The 19,286-nt window shown below is 46.6% G+C and carries 13 protein-coding genes; 8 read left to right on the forward strand and 5 right to left on the reverse strand.

Annotated elements, in window-relative coordinates:
* Positions 1-20: 20 nt before the first annotated feature.
* From grpE to hrcA, 3 genes are all read right to left on the reverse strand, one after another.
* Positions 21-569, reverse strand: a complete 549-nt coding sequence (gene grpE / locus ICN44_RS03390) for a nucleotide exchange factor GrpE (RefSeq protein WP_216262714.1) — start codon at positions 567-569, stop codon at positions 21-23.
* Positions 570-635: 66 nt separating this feature from the next.
* Positions 636-1,730, reverse strand: coding sequence for a ferrochelatase (gene hemH, locus ICN44_RS03395; RefSeq protein ID WP_216262715.1), 1,095 nt, complete (start codon positions 1,728-1,730; stop codon positions 636-638).
* Positions 1,731-1,781: 51 nt separating this feature from the next.
* Complete coding sequence (gene hrcA, locus ICN44_RS03400; RefSeq protein ID WP_216262716.1) at positions 1,782-2,792, reverse strand: heat-inducible transcriptional repressor HrcA; 1,011 nt, start codon at positions 2,790-2,792, stop codon at positions 1,782-1,784.
* Between the two features lie 37 nt (positions 2,793-2,829).
* Between hrcA and ICN44_RS03405 the strand changes: the two genes are divergently transcribed.
* Together ICN44_RS03405 and recN are read left to right on the forward strand one after the other, a co-directional pair.
* On the forward strand, positions 2,830-3,735 hold the full coding sequence (locus tag ICN44_RS03405) for an NAD kinase (protein WP_216262717.1): 906 nt from the start codon (positions 2,830-2,832) through the stop codon (positions 3,733-3,735).
* Positions 3,736-3,761: 26 nt separating this feature from the next.
* Positions 3,762-5,432 carry a DNA repair protein RecN gene (recN, locus tag ICN44_RS03410; RefSeq protein WP_216262718.1) on the forward strand — a complete coding sequence of 557 codons (1,671 nt, stop codon included), beginning with the start codon at positions 3,762-3,764 and terminating at the stop codon, positions 5,430-5,432.
* 13 nt (positions 5,433-5,445) lie between these two features.
* Here recN and glnE read toward each other — a convergent pair whose 3' ends face one another.
* Complete coding sequence (gene glnE, locus ICN44_RS03415; protein WP_216262719.1) at positions 5,446-8,259, reverse strand: bifunctional [glutamate--ammonia ligase]-adenylyl-L-tyrosine phosphorylase/[glutamate--ammonia-ligase] adenylyltransferase; 2,814 nt, start codon at positions 8,257-8,259, stop codon at positions 5,446-5,448.
* A gap of 68 nt (positions 8,260-8,327) precedes the next feature.
* Here glnE and ICN44_RS03420 point away from each other — a divergent pair, with 68 nt between their 5' ends.
* Genes ICN44_RS03420 through ICN44_RS03435 form a run of 4 tightly spaced genes read left to right on the forward strand, consistent with a single transcriptional unit; the run spans position 8,328 to position 15,994 of the window.
* Positions 8,328-12,488 carry a YhdP family protein gene (locus ICN44_RS03420; protein ID WP_255537371.1) on the forward strand — a complete coding sequence of 1,387 codons (4,161 nt, stop codon included), beginning with the start codon at positions 8,328-8,330 and terminating at the stop codon, positions 12,486-12,488.
* 6 nt (positions 12,489-12,494) lie between these two features.
* Positions 12,495-13,328, forward strand: a complete 834-nt coding sequence (locus ICN44_RS03425; protein WP_216262720.1) for a carbon-nitrogen hydrolase family protein — start codon at positions 12,495-12,497, stop codon at positions 13,326-13,328.
* Between the two features lie 20 nt (positions 13,329-13,348).
* On the forward strand, positions 13,349-14,839 hold the full coding sequence (gene tldD / locus ICN44_RS03430) for a metalloprotease TldD (RefSeq protein WP_255537372.1): 1,491 nt from the start codon (positions 13,349-13,351) through the stop codon (positions 14,837-14,839).
* Positions 14,840-14,869: 30 nt separating this feature from the next.
* Positions 14,870-15,994 carry a 3-deoxy-7-phosphoheptulonate synthase gene (locus tag ICN44_RS03435; protein ID WP_216262721.1) on the forward strand — a complete coding sequence of 375 codons (1,125 nt, stop codon included), beginning with the start codon at positions 14,870-14,872 and terminating at the stop codon, positions 15,992-15,994.
* A gap of 42 nt (positions 15,995-16,036) precedes the next feature.
* Here the strand turns inward: ICN44_RS03435 and ICN44_RS03440 are convergent, their stop codons facing one another.
* A complete protein-coding gene (locus tag ICN44_RS03440) occupies positions 16,037-16,606 on the reverse strand; it encodes a cob(I)yrinic acid a,c-diamide adenosyltransferase (protein ID WP_216262722.1) in 570 nt (189 codons plus the stop codon).
* 42 nt (positions 16,607-16,648) lie between these two features.
* Between ICN44_RS03440 and ICN44_RS03445 the strand changes: the two genes are divergently transcribed.
* Together ICN44_RS03445 and glcE are read left to right on the forward strand one after the other, a co-directional pair.
* Entirely contained in the window at positions 16,649-18,139 is a 1,491-nt protein-coding gene (locus tag ICN44_RS03445) for an FAD-linked oxidase C-terminal domain-containing protein (RefSeq protein WP_216262948.1), read from the forward strand.
* The gene (gene glcE / locus ICN44_RS03450) at positions 18,139-19,284 is read left to right on the forward strand and encodes a glycolate oxidase subunit GlcE (protein WP_216262723.1); all 1,146 of its coding nucleotides are present in this window, start codon (positions 18,139-18,141) and stop codon (positions 19,282-19,284) included. Before ICN44_RS03445 ends, glcE begins: the two co-directional genes overlap by 1 nt.
* Positions 19,285-19,286: the final 2 nt, after the last annotated feature.

Consider the following 19,286-nt stretch of genomic DNA (forward strand, 5'->3'; position numbering starts at 1 on the left):
GGTTTTAGCCCTAATTTCACTTATTTTGGGGCGCTGACCGTCACCAAAGCAGGCCTGAGAACCCTATCGGCTACGGTGTAGCCCCGCTGCAATACAGAAACCACGGTATTGGGCTCTTGCTCAGAAGGTACTGAAGCGATGGCCTGGTGGTGATGTGGGTCAAACTTATCCCCAACCGCAGGGTTAATTTCTGTCATGCGACCTTTTTCAAAGGCAGACAGTAGCTGCTTAAGGGTAATTTCCAGACCTTCTTTGAAGGCTTTGGCATCACCAGCATCGGTACTTAATGCAGCATAAAGACTGTCCGTCACGGGCACCAAATGCTCTGCAAAACTTTCAATCGCAAATTTATGCGCCTTCGCAATATCTTCCACAGCACGGCGACGAATATTTTCCCCTTCCGCCTTAGCGCGCAAGAAGTTATCTTGCAGCTCACCAACCTTTTGATTAAGTTCAGCAATTTCCTGTTCAGGCGTTTTTACAGCTGGAGTTTCTGCTGCAGCTTCATTGACTGGCTCTGCAGAAGGATTCTCTTGCTCTGGGGATGGGTTTTGGTTTTCTTGTGTCATGGACGCTATTTTACTTTTCTATAAAGATGGCTATTACTTTGCAATATGGGGCTGATTGTTGCAATTTCAAGACTTCATTCTTTCAGCCAGCTCGGCCCTTTCATTGCGCTTCGCTAATTCAGCATCAGACTCCACGCCTAAAGACCAGCCTTGGAGATGATGATGGGCAATATCGCTCAGAGCCTCTATCCACTTGGGGCTGCTGTTCAGGCAGGGAATATAGCGATAGTCTTTACCGCCATGCTCTAGGAAGATTTCGCGGGCTTCCATGGCGATCTCTTCTAGTGTTTCTAGGCAATCCGCCGGAAATCCAGGGCAAAAAATATCGATGCGTTGGCAACCTTCTTTGGCCAACTTTTCAATTGTTGGAGCTGTATAGGGCTTTAACCATTCCGCCTTACCAAAGCGGGACTGGAAGGTCACAATATATTGTCCAGGCTCTAAACCCAGAGATTCGCCCAGTAAGCGACCTGTTTTGAGACACTCGCAATGATAGGGATCACCCTTCATTAAATTACGCTTTGGCAAACCATGAAAAGACATTACTAAGCGATCGCCTCTTGCAAAATCAGGGCGCCCATCTTTATCCCAGCTCGATAGCACCTGATCACGCAATGCGGAAATGTAAGCGGGGTTGTCGTGATAGTGCTTGACCAAACGCAGTTCAGGTTGGTCGCGCCAAGTGCTGAGAACGCGAAAAGCTTCATCAAAGCTGGACGCCGTGGTTGTGGCGGAGTATTGGGGATACAAAGGCAATAGCAATAAGCGCTCCATACCTTGCGCCTTAAGGCTTTCAAGGGTCGCCTGCGTCGAAGGCTGGCCATAGCGCATTGCTAAATCCACTAAAACTGTATGGCCCTCATCAGCAAATTTTTCTCCCAATTCTTTCGCCTGCAAGCGTGAGTAGTGCATTAAAGGAGAGCCTAACTTTGGCAGCCAAATAGAGGCGTATTTTTTCGCAGAAGCACTACTACGAATTGGCAAAATAATGCCATTCAAAATGCACCACCAAATAATGCGCGGAATTTCTACTACACGTGGATCCGAAAGAAATTCTTTTAAATAGGCGCTCACCGCTTTAGATGTCGGGGCAGATGGTGTCCCCAAGTTCAAAAGCAACACTGCGGTTTTGGAAGCACGTAAATGCGGATTCGGATTCAAAATGTTCTGTCTCTGGTAATGAGTTTTAAATATAAAAAGTTAGACTTGCACTCAGGAGCTTAAGGCGCCCGATAGTAATTTTGAGGTGATATCCACAATCGGAATCACTCGGTCATACGCCATCCGCGTTGGCCCAATCACCCCAAGCGTTCCCACTATTTGACCGTCTACGCTATATGGGGCGCTGATCACAGCGAGGTCCTCATAAGGTAATAAATCACTTTCACCGCCAATAAATATTTGAATACCATCCGCATGACTTGATACGTCGAGCAATTGCATGAGTACCGATTTTTGCTCCAACATGTCAAACATCTTGCGTAATTTATCGAGGTTGGAACTTAAATCCCCAACATTTAGTAGGCGGCGCTCACCAGACAAAACCATGTCGCCTCGCCCCATGTCGTAATCAGCAACGCCGGTTTGCAAGGCCAAAGCCATTAATCCAGCAATATCTGTACGTAAATTATCTAGGTCCGATTTCAGATGCATGCGCACTTGATCAAAACTTTTTCCAGCAAACTGGGTGTTGATAAAGTTACCAGCTTCAATAAGTTGGCTAGGCGTGTAATCCTGAGTGGTTGGCAATATACGATTTTGTACATCACCCTCTGGCGTAACCATGATGAGCAAAATCTTGCCTTCACCCAAGCGCAAGAACTCAATATGTTTAAAAACCTGGGCTCGTTTGGGTGTCATGACAACACCAGCAAAATGGGTCAAGTTGGACAAAATCTGCGCTGCTGAGTTCAGGACCCTTTGTGGAGAATCCGGCAAAAGGCCTTTTTCAACCTCTCGAGCAGCCATCGCCTCTAGGGGGCGAACGGTGACCATAGTGTCTACAAAGAGGCGGTAGCCCTGGGGGGTTGGAATACGGCCAGCTGAAGTGTGGGGGCTAGTGACAAGCCCCATATCCTCCAAATCCGCCATCACGTTACGAATAGTGGCTGCGGAGAGGTCCAAACCCGAGAATCTAGATAGTGTGCGCGAGCCAATAGGCTGACCCTCCTCGATATAGCGCTCGATGAGAGTTTTTAGTAAGGCGCGGGAACGTTCATCCATGGTGGAAGGGATTTTATGCCTATGGTTTAATCGTTATATGTTAAGCCCATCCCCAAATTCCAGCAAAAAGGCATTTAGCCGGGTTGCGCTTGTCGGTAAATTTCATGCTGATGGCATTGAGGAGCACCTAAAAGACCTAGCCAAAGTGGTCTCAGGATTGGGTTGTGAGGTCTTTATTGAGTCTGAGACAGCCACTCACCTTGGTTTGAACACCTACCCCACAAAAACTGCGAAAGACTTTGCTGGAGCAATTGACCTTGTTGTCGTTTTGGGAGGCGATGGCACCATGCTAGGCATTGCACGTCAATTAGCAGGTAGCAATGTTCCGCTCGTTGGAATCAATATGGGTCGTCTTGGTTATATGACTGATATTCCAATTCAGTCAGTTCAGACCACGCTACCCAAAATTATTTCCGGGGAATACGAAGCCGATACGCGCACATTGCTCGATGCCGTAGTTCTTCGTGATGGCAAAGAAATTAATCGCGCGTTAGCGCTCAATGATGTTGTTGTGAACCGCTCTGGAATTTCAGGAATGGTGGAGTTGGCAGTGCATGTCAATGGCTCCTTTATGTACAACCAACGCTCCGATGGTCTGATCGTATCAACGCCTACTGGCTCCACCGCTTATGCACTCTCAGCTGGCGGGCCTATTTTGCATCCGCATGTGGCAGGGATATTACTTGCCCCAATTGCGCCACACTCTCTCTCCAATCGACCTATTGTTTTGCCGCAAGATAGCGTTACTGTGATTGAGGTAGTAAATGGACTTGAAGTCATCGTCAATTTCGACATGCAATCACAAACCAATCTACAAAGCGGTGACAAGGTTGAAGTGCGTCAATCCGATAAAACTATTGATCTATTACACCCCAGCAATCACAGCGACTACAAAACTTTGCGTGAGAAATTGCACTGGAATGAATACCCATCGACTTTCTGATGTCGAGTTTTTTGCTACGCTAATACATGCTTCAAACCATCTCACTCCGTGACTTTGTCATTGTTGATCAGCTAGAGCTAGATTTCTCAAGCGGGTTTACTGTGCTCACCGGCGAGACCGGTGCAGGTAAATCAATTCTGCTAGACGCCCTTGGCTTAGTGCTGGGTGAGCGTGCTGATAGTAGCCAAATTCGTGAAGGCAGTAACCGCGCAGAAATCTCATCACTCTTTCGGATTGAGCCAGAGTTAGTGCAATCGTTTAGTCAGTGGCTTGATGAGCAAGGATTCCCCATTGAGGATGAAGGCCAAAGCTTATTACTCAAAAGAACCGTAGAAAGTAATGGACGCAGTCGTGCCTTTATTAATGGCAGCGTTGCGACGCTAGCGCAATTGCGTGAAGCCGGTGATCAGCTAGTGGATATTCACGGGCAACATGCCCACCAACTCTTATTAAGGGGTGGTGCTCAACGCGAACTTCTCGATCGCCACGCTGGCTTGCTGCCACTCTCTGCAGAGGTAGCCCAAACCTTTAAAACACTGGCCAATTTTCGTCGCCGTCTTGAGCAAGCAGAAAATGCAGGTCAAGACGTTGAACGCGAGCGTGAGCGCCTTGAGTGGCAACTGGAAGAACTCACCGAGCTCTCCCCGCAAGAAGGTGAATGGGCCAATATTCAAAGTGAGCACGCCCGCTTAGCAAATGGTGCAAAGTTAATTGGTGGTTGCCAAGAAGCAATTGAAGTGTTGAGCGATGCCGATAACTCCCTGGAATCTACTTTGTCGAAAGTATGCACCAGTGTAGGCACCCTCGCGGAGCATGACCCAGCCTTAGGGGAGATCAATCAAGCACTAGAGTCAGCCAGCATTCAGTTAGATGAAGCCATTCATGGTCTCAATCGTTACCTGCAAAAGATTGACTTAGATCCCGCTCGACTTTCTGAAGTTGAAGAGCGGATGCAAGCATTGCATAGTACGGCTCGCAAATACCGCGCAGAGGTTGACGAACTACCAAAACTTCTTCTGGAGACATCAGAGCGCCTGTATGCTTTAACCGCATCCCAAAATATTGAAGCACTCCGAGATCAAGTCAAACAAGAAGAAGCTGTTTACCTAAAGCTGGCAAAACAGCTTTCACAAAAACGCAGCAAGGCCGCCAAAGAGTTAGGCGATTTAGTGACCAATGCCATGCAAGATTTATCAATGGCAGGTGGGCGCCTAGAGATTGCTTTGGCACCCCTTAGCGAGGGCGGATCCCAAGGTCTTGAGCAAATTGAATTTTTAGTAGCCGGTCATGCTGGTAGCACTCCTCGCTCACTTGCTAAGGTAGCCTCAGGTGGAGAGCTGGCCCGCATTAGCCTAGCAATCAGCGTTATTACAAGTAAAGCCTCATTCACCCCTACACTCATATTTGATGAAGTAGATGCAGGTATTGGTGGCGCTGTTGCTGAAACAGTAGGCAAGCTATTGCACCAATTGGGTCAATCTCATCAGATCTTATGTGTAACCCATTTGCCACAGGTAGCAGCTCAAGGCAATCATCACCTCAAAGTGAGCAAATCTCAAAACGGTGAAAAGACGGTATCGCAAGTACAGATTTTGGGTAGGGCTGAACGGGTGGAAGAAGTAGCCCGCATGCTTGGTGGCGCCACCATTACCGACACCACTCGTCGTCATGCCCGTGAGCTGCTAGAGCAAAATTAAAGCTGCATTACTTCTAGCCAATGCTTGAGGGTGCTTTAAAAATCTCCAGCCAAAGCGCTTGAACTGCATCTCTTGCCGCAATGAGCTCAAGCTCATTTTCTAGATTGATCTGGGTCTTTTCGGCCCCATCCAAACGCAAATGATGTTGACGGGCCCTCAGCAATCGATACGCATTGCCAACAGTGAGTGCAGCCTCTTGGGTAATTAAGCCCACATCACCAGCAATTCGCAACAAAGCAATATTGCCTAGATTACCAATGAGTTGCTTATGCTGATGGGCATAAGCCAAGACCAGGAACTGCACAATAAATTCAATATCGACCATGCCGCCAGGATCATGCTTTAAGTCAAAATCGGCCTTGGTATTGGGATGACCTGCATGCACCTTGCGGCGCATTTCTAAAATTTCTGTCCTGAGCTGGTCAATATTTCTTTTCTGACTTAATACCTCGGAACGAACTGAGTCAAAAAATTTGCCCACGCCCGGATTACCGGCCGAGCAACGAGCTCGCGTAAGGGCCTGATGCTCCCAGACCCAAGCCGCATTATCACCTTCTCGAAGTTGGTATTTTTTAAAGGCATCCGCATTCGTTACTAAGAATCCAGCAGAGCCATTAGGACGAAGACGCGTATCGATTTCAAATAAGCTACCAGTAGAGGTAAATGCAGTTAACCAATTAATCATGCGCTTTGCTAGCAAGGAATAAACTTCTTGAGCGGCATAGTCTGAGTCCTCCGCTTGATACAAAAAAATAATGTCTAAATCAGAGGCGTAGCCCAATTCTTTGCCCCCCAATTTGCCATAAGAAATAATTGCAAATGGAGGGCTAGCCTCAAGAGGTAAATCAAACTTTTGAGCAACACTAGGCCAAACCCGCTCAAATGTCGTCTGCAAAATTAAATCCGCTAAAGCAGATAGGTGGTCACTAACCCGCTCCACCGGCAGAGCTTGTTGGAAGCCAATACCCAGATCAGTCAATAGCGTGATGAAGGTTTCGTTATGGTGGGTGACCCGTAGGATATCCATCGCCTGCTCAGAGCCATCGCCATCGGCCATAACATCATCGAGCCGCATATTGAGATTGGCTCGCACCTCGGTCCAATATCTTTCTGGTTCCTCGATTAAAGCCCTCTCGGTTTGAGAGTTCAATAAGTGATCCAGTAAATGGGGATGACGCGTTAGATATTGCGCACCCCATTGTGATGCCTTGAGTAAGTCAAGCACATTAGATAATGCCCTCGGATACTCGGCCAAAATAGAAAGATAGGCACTACGCCTTGCAATTGCCTCAAGCAAATCAAACAAACGCAACAGTGTTTGGTCAGCATGTGCCGAGGTGGCAGCTTCAATCTGCAAACTCTCTGCCGCTTTGCACATCAAGTTATCGAAAATTAAACGACTTTTTCTCGGCAATAATTTTTGTTTTGGGCTATCAATCCACGACTGCCAACGAATATAAGAATCAGGGAAAAATATTGGATCAGGCGCCCAGTCCTGAGCTAAGGGTGCAATCTCAAGACGAGAGCCATCATCCAGTAAAAATGCTTTTTCAAAAAGCTGGGCAACCTGATTTTGATGCCGCTCTAGTTCGGTCATAAAAGTATTTACTTGTGCTTCTTGACCTTGCATAGAAATCGCCAAACGTGACCGTACCTCAGCATCATCAGGCAGGTAGTGGGTTTGCTGGTCATCCCATACCTGAATACGGTGCTCTAAGCGTCTCAAGAAAACATAGGCCTCCTGTAAAGCATCTACTTCAACGGCGGGCAAGATGCCACATTGTTTAATGAGATCTAAGACCTCCAAGCTTGGGCGGACTCTAAAGCGAGGATCTGTACCGCCCCGCATGAGTTGAAACATTTGCGCTAAAAACTCTATCTCTCGAATACCGCCACGCCCCAACTTAATATCGCGTGAACGCCCTTGATGACCCGAAGAACGTTTTTCTGCTTCTGCCTGAATTTGTGCATGCAAATCCCGAATAGAGGCAATCACACCGTAATCTAAATGTCGACGATAAACAAAGGGCCGAATTAGTTGGTCAAGCTCTCTTTGGCAGCGAGAAAAATCAGGGGCTCCCGGTAGAGGCGCGATTAATCTGCCTTTAATCCAGGCATAGCGCTCCCACTCTCGCCCCTGAACCAATAGATATTCTTCCAGCATATCCAAACTACATACCAGGGGTCCTGAATCTCCATTGGGACGAAGGCGCATATCCACCCTAAAAACAAACCCATTGGCGTCGTGCTCAGCAAGCAGCTTGATTAAGCGTTTGCCCATTCTCGTGAACCATTCCTGGTTGGATAAACTCTTAGGCCCACCCGTAGTTTCACCCTCATGCTCATAGAGAAAAATCAAATCGATATCTGATGACAGATTGAGTTCAAGGCCGCCCAATTTACCCATGCCGACAACCATGAGCGGCATCTCTGATTGCGTTGCGTTACTCCAAGGCAAGCCGAAACGGGTTTTGAGGTCTTCCCGAATAAAGGCAATGGATGCGGAAACTGCTAATTCAGCAAAATGGCTCAGCGCCTCAGTCACCTCTTGCAAGGCGGCCATGCCATTTAAATCTCGGAATCCAACCCAGAGCATCAAACGCTGTCTTGCCAAGCGCAAATTGGCCATCCAGAGGGCCTCGTCTTGCGCATCAGCCCGTTCATCGACACCACAGTCTTTTAGCAAAGCTTTGATGCCCTGTATATCGACTTGTTTCTGCCCTTGAATACGGAGCCACTCAAGCCACCCAGAGTGAGCAGTTAGCCAACGTCGCGCATAAGTCGAGTGTTGCTCTAAAAAATCGATTTGCCGGGAAAAATCATCCATTCCCCCATCTTAATCCGACCCCAAGACCCAAGCCAGAAGCTTGTCGATCAGGCTAGGGCTGAAGGATAATGGAAGACATGCTGCAAAACATCATCCCGCCTCGCCTCAAGAGCGTGCTTGCTAAACGTCCTCAAGGTTCGAACGGGGCTTGGCGTAAGCGTGCCCTCATCTTGACAGGCATTGTTTTGGCTCTTTGTGTGCTGGTGCATGTGGGCGTGCGGTTTGTTCTTTGGCCGCAAATTGAGAAATCTAAAGCCTCGGTTGAAAGACTCATTAGTGCTCGCATTGGTGCCGATGTATCTATGAACTCTCTACAAGTTTCATGGACGGGTATTAGACCTAATTTTGAAATTGAAGGTTTGCGCTTCAACGCACCTGATAAAGCAAAACCGCTCTTACTCATTCAGAAAATTAATGGGCAACTCAGCTGGGCAACTTTTTATCATCTAGCCCCATTCTTTCATGAGCTCAATATCGAGGGCGCTGAAATTTATGGGCAACGTAATGGCAAAGGCGTCATTAGTGTTGCCGGCATCCCCATCGATGGAAAATCTAATGACTACTCTACTGAGAATTGGCTCTTTGCTCAAAATGAGATTCGTGTCAGCAATGTCAAATTATTTTGGGATGATCAACTCAAAAAGAAAGCTATTACTTCAATAGATATTCAAAACCTTTCTCTTAGCAATGGCATTCGTAGTCATCAAGGCTCGCTGAGTGTTATTACGCCCTGGACTAAAGGGCCAGTCTCGCTTGATATTGATCTTGTGCACCATATCGGCGGTCAAGCAGGTAATTGGCGCGATTGGATTGGGACCGTCTCCTGGAATGTAAATGAACTCCAGCTCACTCAAATAGCAAATGAATTTGCTCTCTCGCTCAATACGCTTGAGGGAGTGGTGAACTCCAATGGAAAATTAAAAATTGACAACGGCAAACCTGATGGTGGAGAAATTTATCTTGCTGCCGATCGTTTAACTATCCAACTATCTAAAGGTGAAGATGCCATTGCTCTTGGAAGGTTAGAAACTAACCTGGTTCAAGAAACTGATAATGGACTGATAGCGGTCACTACTAAGACATTTGCCTGGCGTGATACTGAGAGTCCAGCATCTACCCCCCTCGAGAATTTAAGTCCAATGACTTTCCGCTGGAGACCGCCAGCAGGAGACGGGGAAATTAAAGAGTTTGGTTTTTCATCGCCAAAGATTTCGGTTGAGGATGTTGCCTTATTTGCCCTTAACCTACCACTATCTAAAAAAGTTCATCAGTGGATTAAAGCCTCACAAGCTGATGGTGAGTTACAAGATCTCGATATCAATTGGTCTGAAAGTAAATCACCCTTATCTGCCCTCAATATTCCCGGCGGATGGTTCAAGTCGAACAAAGTAGACTTTACTGTGAGCGGAAAACTCATCGACCTCAGCTTTGTTGGCATCAATAAAGCTATGCCTTCAGTATCCAAACTATCTGGCTTCCTTTCTGCCGACCAAAACAAGGGCAGCTTATCGATTAAATCAAGCGATCTAGAGCTCGAAGTTAACGATCTATTGGTTGATCCGAAAATCAAGCTTGATCAAGCTAATGGTCAAATTTCTTGGGCAAAACAAAAAGGGAATTGGGTCGTTAATGCAAAGCAGTTAGCACTTAGTAATTCGGAGATTTCAACCACACTCAATCTCAATTACATCATTGGTGAAGGCAAAAATCCTGACTTCATGAACCTGGACATGAATTTTGCTCAGGCTGATCTCAAAACCGCCTATCGTTATTTGCCCGTTGGCATGGGTAGCGATGCCAAATCCTATTTAAGTAAAGCCTTTGATGCAGGCATCATCAAAAATGGTAGCTTGCATATTAAAGGTGATCCCAATGAAGTGCCCTTTCCCAAATCGAGTGCCGTTGAATTTAGCCTCGAACTTCCAGTGATTGACGCCACTTTCAGCCCAGTACCAAGCTCATCTTCCGCGCAAGGTATTTGGCCCGCATTCAATAAAGTAAACGGCATGATCAATATGCAGAATGCTAACTTTACGGTAGATATCGATCAAGCAAACTACAAACAAGTTGCACTAAGCAAATTTCATGCAGAAATTCCCAGTGTTAGCGCAAAGCAATTACTTCTTACGGTGAGTGGTGAAGCTCAAGGTGACGCCCCACAACTACTTGAATATCTATTTGCCTCACCTGTTGGTAAAAAGCAGATTGCGCTTGAGCGGAATCTAAAGATTACAGGTCCCACGAACCTCAATATGGCCCTTAGCATTCCCTTATCTGGTAACGGAGACACTAAAACTGACATTCAATTAAGTTTTCCTGGCAACAGGATCCAGTGGGACAACTTACCGCCCCTAGATAACCTCAAAGGAAAGATTCGTATAACCGAGATCAACCCTGAATTCGAGGATATCACCGCTAATTTCCTTGGTGGCGCTATTAAGATTTCAAGTGCAACGCCAAATCAAGGTAGTCAGAGCTACAACATCTCGGGTGATATTAGCGCTAACTTTATTAAAGACTACTTCGCAAAAGATGCATCGATACAGGTGGCGCCGATTTTGCAAGCAATGAACGGCGTAGCAAGATATGAGGGTGCCATTCACTTCAATAAAGGTAATAGCGAAACCAATCTCAAGATTGATATGCGTGATTGGGCTAGTTCAGCACCAGCCCCCGCGAAAAAGCAGATGGGGACACCCATGTCAGGCCAATTAACCCTGAAATCCTTTGCGAAATCACCCTCTGCCTCTAGTCGATTTACGTGGGATGGAAAAATTGGTAATACCTACTTTATTCAAGGTGAGCTTGGCAGTGATGACACTCTTCGTCATGCAGTAGGAATCGGTACTGGCGCAGTGCCCCCTAGCCAAGGATTTCAACTTAATCTTGCAAGTGCAGAGCTCAACATCGATACATGGCAAGATTTTTTAGAAAGCCAAAAGAAAAAAGTCTCCTCTAAAGCAGAAGAAAACAATCCAAGCAATATTCAAATTGCTGCCCAAGTAAAAAAAGTAATTTTGTTTGAACGTAATTGGCAGGATCTCAATTTTTCAGCAAGCAATAAAAATGCTGCTTGGCAAATGCGTATTACCTCACTATCTATCGCTGGTCAATTGCAATATACAGAACCCAATAAGTCACAGCCAAGTGGTTTGATTAGTGGGCGTTTAGCGCGACTCAAGTTTCCCGATAAAATCAGCGCTCCAATTGAGGTCAAAAAGCCAGCCTCAAAAAATCTTCCTGTCAAAACTGCAATTAATCCTGACTCCATTCCCAGTATTGACTTAGCTATTGATGATTTCAACTGGGGTAAGGCTCAACTTGGTCAGGTGAAAATTAAAACTAGGACAAATAACAATGTCCTTAATATAGATTCCATCCAAATTAACAATCCTCAAGGAAATTCTGTTTTGACTGGTCGCTGGGTAGGCGCCACTCAGAATCAATCTGAACGCACAACAGTAAACGTCGATTTAGATATTAAGGATGCCGGCCAAATTATTGAACATTGGACCAGCCAAAAATCAGTAGAAGGTGGCCAGGGCAAATTGACCAGTAATCTGGAGTGGGATGGCACTCCTTTCACACCTCAATATGAAACTCTAGCCGGCAAGGTAACTTTGAATCTTGAAAAAGGTCGCTTGTTAGAGGTAAATACCAGCGGTGCCAAGCTACTAGATGTTCTCAGTCTACAAAGTTTATTTAGATTTGCTACTCTAGATCTCAAGGGAAGCTTGGGCAACATAGTAACCAAGGGAACGCCATTTAATTCTATTGATGCTTCTTTTGATATTAGTTCTGGGATTGCCCAGACCAAACAATTCACAATGGGTTTAGACCAAGCACGGGTTGCCATGAATGGACAAATCAATATCCCCAAACAAACACAAGATTTACGTGTCACCATATTCCCAACAATTGATGCAACAGCAGGCTCATTGGCCGCCTTTGCCATTAATCCCATCGTAGGTCTGGGCGCATTGGTTGGGCAGTACTTAATTACGAGTCAAATTAACCGTAATCTCCAATCGGACTATCTGGTCCAGGGCTCCTGGGATAATCCAGAAGTGATTCCCCTTGATCAAAAGGGTCAGCCAATTGACTCGAAAACTTTAGATACTATTCGTAGTAAAGACTTGTTAAAAGAGCAAAGCAAACCAAACAGCAGTAACTCTGGGCCACAAAGTAACCCAAGTAATTCAGGCAACTCCAATAAAATTGCTAACTAAATCATCATGAGCCCATCAGCAAATAGCAAAGATCTCAAGATTGCCTCCATTCAGATGGTCTCTACACCTGATTTGCAGGAGAACTTATCCACTGCGAGTAGGCTCATCAGCGCCGCAGCAACAGTTGGAGCACAGCTAGCTGTCTTGCCAGAGTATTTTTGCTTAATGGGTCTCAAGGACACCGATAAAGTACGCGCCCGCGAAAGCCTTGGAAGCGGCCCCATCCAAGAGCAACTTTCGGATATTGCACAACAAAATAATATTTTCCTGGTGGCAGGCACTATTCCACTGGAAGCAAAAGACTCCAATAAAGTACTTAATACAACCCTTGTCTTTAATCCTGCCGGCGAGCAAATTTCTCGTTACGACAAAATTCATTTATTTGGTTTTCAAACAGCAACTGAGCGTTATCAAGAATCGGAAACGATTGAGGCTGGCAATGCGCCGGGCCTCTTAAAAATTTCAATTGGCGGAAATAATTGGACCTTTGGTTTAAGTATTTGCTATGACCTACGCTTCCCAGAGCTCTATCGCGCTCTTGGACAGGTAGATTGCCATATCATCCCAGCCGCTTTTACCTATACAACTGGCAAGGACCATTGGGAAATCCTCTTACGTGCTCGCGCTATCGAAAACCAATGTTACGTATTAGCATCCGCCCAAGGCGGTATTCATCAAAATCAACGTCGCACTTGGGGTAACACTATGTTGATTGACCCTTGGGGCAGCATCTTGGCTAACCTCCCTGAGGGAGAAGGCTTTATTTCTGGGGTTTTGTGCAAAGATAAATTAAACGAGGTACGCTCTAAGTTACCCGCACTTGCGCATCGCAAGCTTTAAAGAAAGATTTGCTGAATCACATGAATGCACCAGAAGCACTATTCCCCGCCAATTGGACTAAAGCCAAAAAGCAAGCAGACCTCATCAAACTAGCCAAATCTATTTTGCTCGAACCAACCGGCTTATCCGAGCAAGACTTACACAGTACCTTTGGCAGCCTATTTTCACATCGTCTTGATGATGCAGATCTCTACTTCCAACATACTCGGAGTGAAAGCTGGAGTCTTGAAGAAGGCATCGTTAAATCCGGTAGCTTTAATATTGATCAAGGCGTTGGTGTGCGCGCTATCTATGGCGATAAGACGGCTTTCGCTTATTCAGATGAGATTAATTTAGAAGCACTAAATAAAGCAGCCAAAGCTACTCGAGTAATTGGGCCCGAAGGTGGCAAGCAAGCGGTTGCAAGCAAACTATTTAATCCCATATCCAATAAGCTCTACTCTGATGTCAATCCTTTAGATTCTCTTCAGCCCAAAGAAAAAATCGCACTCCTGGAAAGCATAGAACGTCGCGCTAAAGCACGTGACCCACGGATCATCCAGGTTATGGCCAGTCTAGCCGGAGAATTTGATGTTGTATTGGTTGTGCGTGCAGACGGCTTGTTAGCGGCAGATGTACGCCCACTAGTACGCGTTTCTGTACATGTCATCGCAGAACAGAATGGTCGACGTGAATCAGGCTCTTCTGGCGGTGGCGCACGTCATGACTACCTCTACTTCAATACTGATTTGATTAATCGCTATGTTGATGAAGCTGTTGACAGCGCCCTAGTCAATCTGGAATCGCGCCCAGCTCCCGCTGGTCCAATGACAGTAGTCATGGGCCCAGGCTGGCCTGGCGTTCTATTGCATGAAGCAGTAGGTCATGGTCTCGAAGGCGACTTTAATCGCAAAGGTTCTTCTGCTTTTGCTGGTCGCATTGGACAACGTGTTGCAGCTAAAGGTGTCACCGTTGTGGATGATGGAACTTTATCTGGACGCAGAGGCTCTCTGAATATCGATGACGAAGGTACTCCCACTCAATGCACCACCTTAATTGAAGACGGCATTTTGAAGGGCTACATTCAAGATAGTCTGAATGCGCGACTCATGAATATGCCCCTCACTGGCAATGGTCGGCGTGAAAGTTTTGCTTCGCTACCAATGCCGCGGATGACCAATACCTATATGTTGGCCGGCAAAGATGATCCTCAAGAAATTGTTGCCAGCATCAAGCGCGGTTTATACGCAGTGAACTTTGGTGGTGGTCAGGTAGATATCACTAGTGGCAAATTTGTGTTTTCTGCTTCAGAGGCCTACTGGGTTGAGAACGGCAAAATTCAATATCCCGTCAAAGGCGCGACCATTATTGGTAGCGGGCCAGAATCCCTAAAACAGGTTTCTATGATCGGAAATGACCTGAAATTAGACGGTGGGGTCGGGGTTTGTGGCAAGGAAGGGCAAAGTGTTCCGGTCGGGGTTGGGCAGCCTACCCTGAGGATTGATAGCCTGACTGTGGGTGGGACTGCCTAATATTGGCTAATTACGGCTTAAAATAGCCAAATGAGCCAACAAAATACGAATCCCGCTAATTGGTACTCTGCCGTCGACAAGACTTCAGATACTGACGATCAACGCATTGACAACATTTCTGTTCTGCCTCCGCCAGAGCATTTAATTCGCTTCTTTCCAATTTCTGGAACGCCTACTGAAGCGTTGATTAGCAAAACTCGCAAAAAGATCCGCGACATTATTCATGGCAAGGATGATCGCTTACTCGTGATCATCGGACCATGCTCCATTCACGATCCAAAAGCAGCGCTGGAATATTGCCAACGCCTCTTAGCTGAGCGTGAGCGTTTTGCTGGTGAATTAGAAATTGTGATGCGCGTGTATTTTGAAAAGCCACGCACTACAGTTGGCTGGAAGGGTTTGATTAACGACCCGTATCTGGATGAAAGCTATCGCATCGAAGAAGGTCTGCGCCTTGCGCGCCAAGTGCTCATGGAAATTAATCGCCTTGGCATGCCTGCTGGTAGCGAATTCTTGGATGTGATTTCTCCGCAATATATTGCCGACCTGATTTCATGGGGTGCTATTGGTGCGCGTACTACTGAGAGCCAAGTTCACCGCGAACTTGCGTCTGGCTTGTCTGCTCCTATCGGATTTAAGAACGGCACTGATGGCAACATCAAAATTGCTACCGATGCGATACAAGCTGCAGGCCGTCCACATCATTTCTTATCCGTTCATAAAAATGGTCAAGTATCCGTTGTGCAAACTAAAGGCAATAAGGATTGCCACGTGATTTTGCGTGGTGGTAAAGAGCCAAACTACGAGGCTCAGTTTGTGCAAGCGGCCTGCTCTGAGCTTGAAGCAGCCAAGCTTCCAGCCAGTTTGATGGTTGATTTATCCCATGCCAATTCAAGCAAGAAGCATGAGCGTCAGATTGTGGTTGCTGACGATGTGGCACAGCAAATTGAATCTGGCTCACACCAGATTTTTGGCGTGATGGTTGAGAGTCATTTAAATGATGGCGCCCAGAAATTTACGCCAGGAAAAGATGATCCAAACAAATTGGAATATGGCAAGAGTATTACTGATGCCTGCATCAACTGGGATGACTCCGTGAAGGTGCTAGAGCGTTTAGCTACAGCCGTTAAGAAACGTAGAAGCAAGAAAAAGTAATACTGCAGTTTTTTTTAAGCTCTACTGATAAAAGAGACTAATTTATTTAGTCTCTTTTTTTTCGTGCTTCCACAATACATCTGCCCCACCAGCCGCACGATTCAAAATACGCGCAAGCACAAAGAGTAAATCAGATAGGCGGTTGACATATTGACGAGGGGAATCATATAAAGGCTCTTCCCAACCCAAGCGAACAATCGAACGTTCGGCCCTGCGACATACGGTGCGGCAAACATGGGCTTGTGCAGCAGCACGAGTACCGCCCGGCAAAATGAATTCAGTCAACGGGGGTAAATGTTTGTTGTATTTTTCGAGCCATACATCTAGCTGTGCTACATGCTCAGGCTTAAGCAGCTTGTAATTAGGGATACAAAGTTCGCCCCCTAAATCGAATAAATCATGCTGGACCTGTAGAAAAAGCTCATGCAGTTCAGGGGCAATAGTTGCGGGAATGTCTTCGGTCATCAAAACCCCGATTTCGGAGTTAAGCTCATCGACATCACCCATAGCGCAGATCCGTAGGTGATCCTTCTCTACACGACTTCCGTCGCCCAAGCCCGTCATCCCTGCATCACCGGTTCTAGTGGCGATTTTTGATAGTCGATTTCCCATAAGCTTAATTATAGGTAAATGGCTAAAATGATTCCTATGAATATGGTGACCCCACCCCCCGAATTAGCCGCTATTAGCGCCCTTCAGTCCAAATTGGTTGCGGCCTTGCGCCCAATCCTGCCGGAACATGCCCTTCTATGGGAGCCAGAAGACACCATTCCCTATGAATGTGATGGTCTAGCCGCCTACCGTCGGATGCCTTTGGCAGTAGCTCTGCCAGAAACCGAAGAGCAGGTCGCCCAAATTTTGAAGATTTGCTATTCAATGCAAATCCCCGTAGTGCCTCGCGGATCAGGAACCGGTCTCTCGGGTGGCGCAATGCCTCTTTCTCAGGGATTGGTACTGTCATTAGCCAAACTCAAGAAAATTATCAGCATTGATCCATTTACCCGTACTGCAGTCGTTCAGCCTGGCGTGCGTAATCTTGCTATTTCTGAAGCAGTTGCCCATCTTGGCTTGTACTACGCTCCGGACCCCTCCTCTCAGATTGCTTGTTCGATTGGTGGCAACGTCAATGAAAACTCGGGTGGCGTGCACTGTCTTAAATACGGCCTCACTCTGCATAACGTTCTGCGTGTGCGCGGAATACTCATGAACGGTGAGATTGTTGAATTTGGGGGCTTAGCACCAGATGCCCCTGGACTCGATCTACTCGCCATCATGATGGGCAGCGAGGGCATGCTCGCAGTGGTCACTGAAGTTACAGTCAAGCTGGTAGCGAAACCAAAATTGGCTCGCGTCATCATGGCGAGTTTTGATGACATCGAAAAAGGTGGTAACGCAGTTGCTGCCATTATTGCTGCTGGCATTATTCCTGCTGGCTTGGAGATGATGGACAAAGCTACCACTCGCGCCGTAGAAGAATTTGTGCATGCAGGTTACGACTTAGACGCTGCAGCTATTTTGCTCTGCGAATCCGATGGCACTCCAGAAGAAGTAGCCGAAGAAATTGAGCGCATGACCAAAGTGCTTGAAGAAGCTGGTGCAAGCGGTATTCAGATTTCTAAAGATGAAGGTGAACGCTTAAAGTTTTGGAGTGGTCGTAAGAACGCTTTCCCAGCCGCGGGTCGCTTGGCCCCAGACTACTATTGCATGGATGGCACTATCCCTCGCCGTCATATTGCTACGCTCCTCAAGCGCATTCAGGGGATGGAAGAAAAGTACGGCCTTGGATGTTTAAACGTATTCCATGCGGGTGACGGCAATATGCATCCCCTGATTTTATTTAATGGTGCTGACCAAGAAGAATGGCATCGTGCAGAAGAATTCGGCACTGAAATATTAGAAGCCTGTGTAGAACTCGGTGGCACGATCACTGGTGAGCATGGTGTTGGTATTGAAAAAATTAATTCAATGTGTGTGCAGTTTGGTGAAGGTGAACGTGAATCTTTCTGGGGTGTGAAGAGTGCCTTTGATCCAGAAAAATTGCTCAACCCAGATAAAGCTATCCCAACTTTAAGTCGCTGCGCAGAATATGGTCGTATGCGTATTAGCGGCGGCCAATTGCCTCACCCAGAGTTGGAGCGCTTTTGATGAGTCACTCCCATCCACAAATTAATGCATTCCAAGAGCAAATTCTTAATGCAGCAAAGAATAAAACCCTGCTCTCTATTAAAGGCGGAGGTACTAAATCTTGGTACGGCAACCCGAATAGCCATACCAAACTAGATACACGTACTTACTCCGGTATTTTGGAGTACCAGCCAGAAGAATTAGTCATTACCGCTTGTGCAGGCACTCCGCTAAAAGAAATTGAAGCGGCTCTCAAAGAAAAGAATCAGGTGCTTGCTTTTGAACCACCGCACTTTGGTGAGAAGGCAACCTTTGGCGGCGCCATTGCTGCTGGGCTTGCTGGTCCAGGACGTATTACCGTTGGTAACTTTCGTGACTTTGTATTAGGCGCTCGCATTATCGATGGCAAAGGCCAAGATCTTTCCTTTGGCGGGAAGGTAATGAAGAACGTAGCGGGATATGACGTCTCTCGTTTGCTGCCTGGCTCTTTAGGAACGCTTGCTCTTTTGTTAGAAGCCTCAGTCAAGGTCTTACCTAAACCTGCGGCGACCGCAACCTTACGTTGCCAAATCTCCCAAGAGAAAGCGCTCAAAATATTGAATGAATGGGCTGGACAGCCACTACCTTTATCTGCAAGCTGCTGGATTGGTTCCACTACGGGTGGTGATGGAGAGCTAACTTTCCGTCTCGCTGGTGCGGCAGCGGCTGTAAAGGCTGCAATTCCTCTCATGAGCTCTTTGGTTATGGCCACTGAGGTTAATCCTGAAACTGCAGAACATTTCTGGAATGATTTACGTGAGCAATATCTTTCTGCATTTGCTAATCTAGGTGCTGATCAAACACTTTATCGTTTAGCGCTACCTGCAGCCTGTGGGCCACTTACTATCACTGGCGCCTCAGATGAAATTGTTCTGGAGTGGCACGGTCAACAACGTTGGATTACAGCGCCTGGTAATGAGGCTACCTTTAAAGCTATCAAGGCCATTGCTAATTCCCATGGCGGACATGCAACTCGCTTTAGACAGGGCGCCAATGTAGACCCTAGCAATCAGCGCTTTACTTTGTTATCAGAGCAGACTCACTCCTTTGCCCTTGAGGCAGTGCAAGAGCGCCTAAGATCAGCTTTTGATCCTGCAGGTGTATTCGCTACTAAACGTCTTCCATAAGT

Origin of the sequence: Polynucleobacter sp. JS-Fieb-80-E5 (assembly GCF_018882015.1) — a bacterium.
Taxonomy (GTDB): domain Bacteria; phylum Pseudomonadota; class Gammaproteobacteria; order Burkholderiales; family Burkholderiaceae; genus Polynucleobacter.

Bases quoted from the DNA above. Each gene is read 5' to 3' on its own strand.
- hrcA (WP_216262716.1), bottom strand. From the start codon at position 2,792: ATGGATGAACGTTCCCGCGCCTTACTAAAAACTCTCATCGAGCGCTAT.
- glnE (WP_216262719.1), bottom strand. From the start codon at position 8,259: ATGGATGATTTTTCCCGGCAAATCGATTTTTTAGAGCAACACTCGACT.
- ICN44_RS03445 (WP_216262948.1), top strand. From the start codon at position 16,649: ATGGTGACCCCACCCCCCGAATTAGCCGCTATTAGCGCCCTTCAGTCC.
- ICN44_RS03435 (WP_216262721.1), top strand. From the start codon at position 14,870: ATGAGCCAACAAAATACGAATCCCGCTAATTGGTACTCTGCCGTCGAC.
- ICN44_RS03425 (WP_216262720.1), top strand. From the start codon at position 12,495: ATGAGCCCATCAGCAAATAGCAAAGATCTCAAGATTGCCTCCATTCAG.
- glcE (WP_216262723.1), top strand. From the start codon at position 18,139: ATGAGTCACTCCCATCCACAAATTAATGCATTCCAAGAGCAAATTCTT.
- grpE (WP_216262714.1), bottom strand. From the start codon at position 569: ATGACACAAGAAAACCAAAACCCATCCCCAGAGCAAGAGAATCCTTCT.
- tldD (WP_255537372.1), top strand. From the start codon at position 13,349: ATGAATGCACCAGAAGCACTATTCCCCGCCAATTGGACTAAAGCCAAA.
- ICN44_RS03420 (WP_255537371.1), top strand. From the start codon at position 8,328: ATGGAAGACATGCTGCAAAACATCATCCCGCCTCGCCTCAAGAGCGTG.
- recN (WP_216262718.1), top strand. From the start codon at position 3,762: ATGCTTCAAACCATCTCACTCCGTGACTTTGTCATTGTTGATCAGCTA.
- ICN44_RS03440 (WP_216262722.1), bottom strand. From the start codon at position 16,606: ATGGGAAATCGACTATCAAAAATCGCCACTAGAACCGGTGATGCAGGG.
- ICN44_RS03405 (WP_216262717.1), top strand. From the start codon at position 2,830: ATGTTAAGCCCATCCCCAAATTCCAGCAAAAAGGCATTTAGCCGGGTT.